Origin of the sequence: Clostridium sp. CAG:43, assembly GCF_000434655.1 — a bacterium.
Lineage (GTDB): Bacteria > Bacillota > Clostridia > Lachnospirales > Lachnospiraceae > Otoolea > Otoolea fessa.
The window spans coordinates 55851-62286 of record NZ_FR895095.1; the positions used below are offsets into that span (position 1 = coordinate 55851).

General features: G+C 49.6%; 6 protein-coding genes. All 6 read left to right on the forward strand.

What is annotated here, in order from left to right; genetic code table 11:
• The coding region (locus QVO97_RS08090; protein WP_288189378.1) for an NAD(P)/FAD-dependent oxidoreductase at positions 1-1121 on the forward strand (1121 nt) is incomplete at its 5' end.
• 2 nt (positions 1122-1123) lie between these two features.
• On the forward strand, positions 1124-2389 hold the full coding sequence (locus QVO97_RS08095; RefSeq protein ID WP_022359839.1) for an NAD(P)/FAD-dependent oxidoreductase: 1266 nt from the start codon (positions 1124-1126) through the stop codon (positions 2387-2389).
• Positions 2389-2751 carry a DUF1667 domain-containing protein gene (locus QVO97_RS08100; protein WP_022359840.1) on the forward strand — a complete coding sequence of 121 codons (363 nt, stop codon included), beginning with the start codon at positions 2389-2391 and terminating at the stop codon, positions 2749-2751. Before QVO97_RS08095 ends, QVO97_RS08100 begins: the two co-directional genes overlap by 1 nt.
• Positions 2752-2969: 218 nt before the next feature.
• Positions 2970-3782, forward strand: coding sequence for an HAD-IIA family hydrolase (locus QVO97_RS08105; protein ID WP_022359841.1), 813 nt, complete (start codon positions 2970-2972; stop codon positions 3780-3782).
• A 1-nt stretch (position 3783) separates the two neighbouring features.
• Entirely contained in the window at positions 3784-4344 is a 561-nt protein-coding gene (locus tag QVO97_RS08110) for a glycerol-3-phosphate responsive antiterminator (protein ID WP_022359842.1), read from the forward strand.
• Between the two features lie 350 nt (positions 4345-4694).
• On the forward strand, positions 4695-6299 hold the full coding sequence (gene pckA / locus QVO97_RS08115) for a phosphoenolpyruvate carboxykinase (ATP) (protein WP_022359843.1): 1605 nt from the start codon (positions 4695-4697) through the stop codon (positions 6297-6299).
• The last annotated feature ends 137 nt before the right edge of the window (positions 6300-6436 follow it).

The window sequence follows — 6436 nt, forward strand, 5'->3', positions numbered from 1 at the left end:
TCTATGAGAGAGGCGTGGCAAACGGTGTGCCGGATATTTCCATTCTGACCGGCGATGAGGTCCGCAAGATGGAGCCGAACGTCAGCGGGGAGGTTGTGGCAGCGCTCTATGCACCGACCGGCGGCATCGTATGTCCATTTGGTCTGACGATCGCGCTGGCAGAGAATGCCTGTGATAACGGCGTTGAATTCGTATTCAACACAAAAGCAGAAAAAGTTGAAAAAACGACAGAAGGATACCGTGTGATAACCAACAACGGTGTCTTCGAGACAAAATATGTCGTGAACGCAGCCGGCCTGTATTCTGAAGAGATTCACAACATGGTTTCGGAAAAGAAGCTTCACATTGTGCCGCGCCGCGGCGAGTACTGCCTGCTCGATAAAGAGGCTGGCAACCACGTATCAGCGACCGTCTTCCAGCTTCCGGGCAAGTATGGCAAGGGAATCCTCGTCAGCCCGACGATTCACGGAAATCTCTTAGTCGGACCGACCGCGGTGGATCAGGAAGATAAGGACGGAACCTACACGACCGCCGAGGGACTGGCAGAGGCATGTGAGAAGGCAACCAAGAGTGTCAACAACATTCCGTTCCGTCAGGTCATCACTTCCTTCTCCGGCCTGCGTGCCCATGAGGACGGCGATGATTTCATCATCGGTGAGGCGGAGGACGCACCGGGCTTCTTTGATGCAGCCGGAATCGAGTCTCCGGGACTTTCCTGCGCACCGGCGATCGGTGAATATCTGGCTGGGATGATTGAGGAAAAAGCTGGATTTGGCAAGAATCCGAATTTCAATCCGGTCCGCAAGGGCATCGTGAAAGCAGCGCGTTTAAATACGGAAGAACGCGCAGAACTGATCCGCAAGAACCCGGCATACGGCGCAATCGTCTGCCGCTGCGAGACAATCAGCGAGGGGGAGATCGTGGATGCGATCACCCGTACACTCGGCGCACGCTCGATGGATGGCATCAAACGGCGCGTCCGTCAGGGTATGGGACGGTGTCAGGCAGGCTTCTGCACTCCGAGAGCGATGGAAATTCTCTCCCGTGAGACGGGAATCCCGATCACAGAGATCTGCAAAAACCGCAAAGGTTCCGAAATGATAAAAGGTGAGGAGGCATAACCATGATTCAGCATGACATTGTAATTATCGGCGGCGGTCCGGCTGGACTGGCAGCGGCAGCAGCGGCAAAGAAAAGCGGCGCAGAGGATATTCTGATTCTGGAGCGCGACAGCGTGCTGGGCGGTATCTTAAATCAGTGTATCCACAATGGTTTTGGTCTTCATACCTTTAAAGAAGAGCTGACCGGACCGGAGTATGCGGCACGTTATGAGGAAGAAGTGAAAAAGCTGGAAATTCCGTACCGCTTAAACAGCATGGTACTGGATATCAATAAAGACAAAGAGATCACAGTCGTAAGCCGCAGCGAGGGACTGGAGCTCATCAAGGCAAAAGCGATTATCCTGGCGATGGGATGCCGCGAACGTCCGAGAGGCGCCCTGAACATTCCGGGGTATCGTCCGGCAGGTATCTACACTGCTGGTACGGCACAGCGTCTCATGAACATCGAGGGTCATATGGTCGGTAAAGAGGTTGTCATCCTCGGTTCCGGCGATATCGGACTGATCATGGCGAGACGTATGACACTGGAGGGCGCAAAGGTTAAGGTCGTAGCGGAGCTGATGCCGTATTCGGGCGGTCTGAAGAGAAATATCGTACAGTGCTTAAATGACTTTGATATTCCGTTGAAGTTAAGCCATACGGTTGTGAATATTGAGGGAAAAGAGCGTGTGAAAGGCATCACGCTGGCACAGGTCGGACCGGACCGCAAACCGATTCCGGGTACCGAAGAGCACTATGACTGTGATACGCTTCTGTTATCCTGTGGCCTGATTCCGGAGAATGAGTTGACGAGAAATATGGGCGTGGCGATGAACCCGGTTACCTCCGGCCCAATGGTCAATGACCGTCTGGAAACAGGCATCGAGGGTGTATTTGCCTGCGGCAACGTGCTTCATGTACATGATCTGGTTGACTATGTATCCGAGGAGGCAGCGCTGGCAGGACAGAACGCAGCGAAATATGTGAAATCCGGCGAGACGAAGAAAGGTCACAGCGTGACACTCAAGGCAGAAAATGGCGTCCGCTACACGGTACCGCAGTCGATCGATACCGAGGCGATGGCAGACAAGCTGACCGTTCGTTTCCGTGTGGCAGATGTTTATAAAAACCGCAGCATTTCCGTTTATTTTGACGGAGAGCGTGTGAGCAGCCGCAAAAAACGCGTGCTGGCACCGGGTGAGATGGAGCAGGTGATCCTGACGAAGGAAAGTCTGGAGAAATATCCGGATCTGAAAGAAATAACCATTTGCACGGAGGTGGATGAGTGATGGAAGTAAGAGAACTGACCTGTATCGGATGTCCGCTGGGCTGTCAGCTCACTGTGACGATGGGAAATGACGAGATCAAGGTAGAAGGAAATACATGCCCGCGCGGCGAGGCGTATGCAAAGAAAGAGGTAACCAATCCGACGAGAATCGTTACCTCAACGGTACGCGTCGAGGGCGGCACGATCGAAAGAGCAGCGGTCAAGACGGCTTCGGATATCCCGAAGGGCAAAATCTTTGATTGCATGAAGGAGATCCGCGCCGTGAAGGTGGCAGCTCCGGTGCATATCGGGGATGTGATTATCGCAGACTGCGCTGGAACTGGGGTTGCGGTTGTGGCGAGCAAGAATGTAGGGCGGGCGTAAAAAACGTAAAAGTGACGCCGCCAGCCTGTCGCAGAATATAAAGATGAGAGATGGGAGGTTGTACAGACTCATAGAAGAGATTTGTACGGCTTCCCATTTTTGAAATTAAGATTTATGAAAAACGTGCTTGCATATTTGTGCAGGATTGGATAAAGTTGTTTTGGAAAAAAATTTAGTGTTTACATATTTACAGAGATAAAAATTACAAGGAGAGAGGCATGGAAAAACGTGAAATTTTAAAGGAGACAGAACTGTTTGTCCTCGATATGGACGGGACGTTTTATCTGGATACGGATGTGCTCGACGGGGCGTTGGATTTCCTGGAGGAAGTGAAGAAAGCAGGGAAGAGATATGTATTTTTTACGAATAATTCGTCGAAATCTCCGAAAACATATATTGACAAACTGGCAAAAATGGGGTGTTATATTAAAAGGAATCAGATCATTACATCCGGGGATGTGATGATTCAGTATCTGAAAGAGTATTATCCTGAAAAGAAAGTCTATCTGGTGGGAACGCCGGATCTGGAGGAGAATTTCCGTGAAAATGGCATTCTTCTGACAAGGGAGATGCCGGATGTGGTCGTGATTGGCTTTGATATGACATTGACCTATGAGAAGCTGGAGCGCGCCTGCACGTATATCCGCAACGGCGCTGTGTTCCTGGCAACGCATCTGGATATCAACTGCCCGACGAAGGATGGTTTTATCCCGGACTGCGGCGCAATGTGCGCGGCAATCTCCTTATCGACCGGAAAGGAGCCGAAGTATGTCGGAAAACCATTCAAGGAGACCGTGGATATGGTTCTGGAGATGACCGGGGCAAAGCGCGAGGCAATGTCGTTTGTCGGTGACCGGATCTACACGGATGTGAAAACCGGTGTGGTAAATGGGGCACACGGAATCCTGGTGCTGACCGGCGAGACGAAGCTGGAGGATGTACCGAAGGCGGATGTCGTGCCGGATGCGATTTTCACAGGGCTGAAAGAGATGGGAGAAATACTCAAGACTATGAGAGAAGAGGAAGCATAGAATGACAATGCTTGAATTACTGGAGGAATCTCCGATAATCGCAGCGGTTAAGAGCTGGGAAGGGCTGGAAAAAAGTCTTAAATCTGAATGTAAGGTAGTATTTGTGCTGTTTGGCACGATCTGTGATATTGATCAGATTGTAGCGCGCATCAAGGACGCCGGGAAGGTGGCGATCGTCCACGTGGATATGATCCAGGGACTGAGCACCAAGAGGGTGGCGGTCGATTTTATCGCCCACAATACGCGGGCGGACGGTATTATCAGCACAAAAAATACACTGGTGGAACACGCGAAGGAGATGGGACTTTATGCGATCCAGAGAACCTTTGTTGTGGATTCGATCGCACTCGATACGTTGAAAAAACAGATCGAAATGTTCCGACCGGATGCAGTCGAGATCATGCCGGGGGTGATGCCGAAGATTCTTAAGATCATGCGCGAGTACACCGATATTCCGCTGATCGCCGGGGGACTGCTGTCTGACAAAAAAGATGTGATGGCGGCCTTTGAGGCGGGGGCGGATGCCATTTCAGCGACGAATGAAGCGGTGTGGTACGTGTGATTTTAAAACTTAAACGATTTAGACGCTGTGAGTGACAGATATATTTGAAACAACGGAATTGATAAAAAAATATCAATCATTTCGCGATTTCGCTTGATTTTTTACCATGAATGCATTAGAATGATGAAGTAATCTCTTTTGGTAAAAATAGATAAAGAGAAGAAAAGGCGAACTTTCGCATTGTACAAAATATAAGAACCGTGAAAAGGTAAAGCGGTTGCAAACTATACATATGTACAGTGGGGGACACTGAAATCCCCGGTTCGGTGAGAAATGTCAGACAAAAAAGACTGCTGGCATCGGATTTCACACAGACGGGAGGCGCCGGATAACAGGAAAGGGGTATTAAGATGGCTAAGATCGATTTAAGCAAGTACGGAATCACAGGAACAACGGAGATTGTTTACAACCCTTCTTATGAGATGCTGTTTGAAGAAGAAACCAAACCGGAGCTGGAGGGCTATGAAAAAGGCCAGGTCAGCGAGCTTGGTGCAGTAAACGTTATGACAGGTATTTATACCGGACGTTCCCCGAAAGACAAATTCATCGTTATGGATGAGAACTCTAAGGACACAGTATGGTGGACTTCAGACGAGTACAAGAACGACAACCATGTAGCATCCAAAGAGACCTGGAACGCAGTAAAGGATATCGCTTTAAATGAGCTCTCCAACAAGAGACTGTTTGTAGTAGATGCTTTCTGTGGCGCAAATAAAGACACCCGTATGGCGATCCGTTTTATTGTGGAGGTTGCTTGGCAGGCCCATTTCGTAAAGAATATGTTCATCGTTCCGACCGACGAAGAACTGGCTGATTTCGAACCGGACTTCGTAGTATACAACGCTTCCAAGGCTAAAGTTGAGAACTACAAAGAGCTTGGATTAAACTCTGAGACAGCTGTTGTCTTCAATATCACAAGCCGCGAGCAGGTTATCATCAACACCTGGTACGGTGGAGAGATGAAGAAAGGTATGTTCTCCATGATGAACTACTACCTTCCGTTAAAGGGCATCGCTGCTATGCACTGCTCCGCTAACACCGACTTAAATGGCGAGAACACCGCTATCTTCTTCGGACTTTCCGGAACCGGCAAGACTACCCTTTCTACCGACCCGAAACGTCTTCTCATCGGTGATGACGAGCACGGCTGGGATGACAACGGTGTATTCAACTTCGAGGGCGGCTGCTATGCGAAGGTTATCAACCTGGATAAAGAGTCTGAGCCGGATATCTACAACGCTATCAGACGTGATGCACTGCTTGAGAACGTTACCCTGGATGAGAACGGCAAGATCGATTTCGCTGATAAGAGCGTAACCGAGAACACCCGTGTATCCTACCCGATCGATCATATTCAGAATATTGTACGTCCGGTATCCTCTGCACCGGCAGCTAAGAACGTTATCTTCCTGTCTGCAGACGCATTCGGAGTACTTCCGCCGGTATCTATCCTGACACCGGAGCAGACACAGTACTACTTCTTATCCGGATTTACAGCAAAACTGGCTGGTACCGAGCGCGGCATTACCGAGCCGACCCCGACCTTCTCCGCTTGCTTCGGACAGGCTTTCCTGGAGCTGCATCCGACCAAATACGCAGAAGAGCTGGTTAAGAGAATGGAGAAGAGCGGAGCAAAAGCTTACCTCGTAAATACAGGCTGGAACGGAACTGGCAAACGTATCTCCATCAAAGATACCCGTGGTATCATCGATGCTATCTTAAACGGCGATATCCAGAAAGCTCCGACCAAGAAGATCCCGTATTTCAACTTCGAAGTACCGACCGAGCTTCCGGGCGTAGATCCGGCTATCCTGGATACCCGCGATACCTATGCAAACGAGGCTGAGTGGGAAGAGAAAGCAAAAGATCTGGCAAGCCGTTTCATCAAGAACTTCGCTAAATACGAAGGAAACGAAGCTGGCAAGGCTCTGGTAAAGGCTGGTCCGCAGTTATAATGCCAGAAATAAATGGTAAATAAATCCAAGAGGTAAACCTGGTTAGATAGAAAACCTCCGGTTTGTTTGGATGAGAAATGTGATTCTCATTCGAATGGACTGGAGGTTTTTTGTTTCATAGGAAATACGTCCTATGA

What these genes read in the sequence shown, in the direction of transcription:
- pckA (WP_022359843.1), top strand. Translation starts at nt 4,695, where the DNA reads ATGGCTAAGATCGATTTAAGCAAGTACGGAATCACAGGAACAACGGAG.
- QVO97_RS08105 (WP_022359841.1), top strand. Translation starts at nt 2,970, where the DNA reads ATGGAAAAACGTGAAATTTTAAAGGAGACAGAACTGTTTGTCCTCGAT.
- QVO97_RS08100 (WP_022359840.1), top strand. Translation starts at nt 2,389, where the DNA reads ATGGAAGTAAGAGAACTGACCTGTATCGGATGTCCGCTGGGCTGTCAG.
- QVO97_RS08095 (WP_022359839.1), top strand. Translation starts at nt 1,124, where the DNA reads ATGATTCAGCATGACATTGTAATTATCGGCGGCGGTCCGGCTGGACTG.
- QVO97_RS08110 (WP_022359842.1), top strand. Translation starts at nt 3,784, where the DNA reads ATGACAATGCTTGAATTACTGGAGGAATCTCCGATAATCGCAGCGGTT.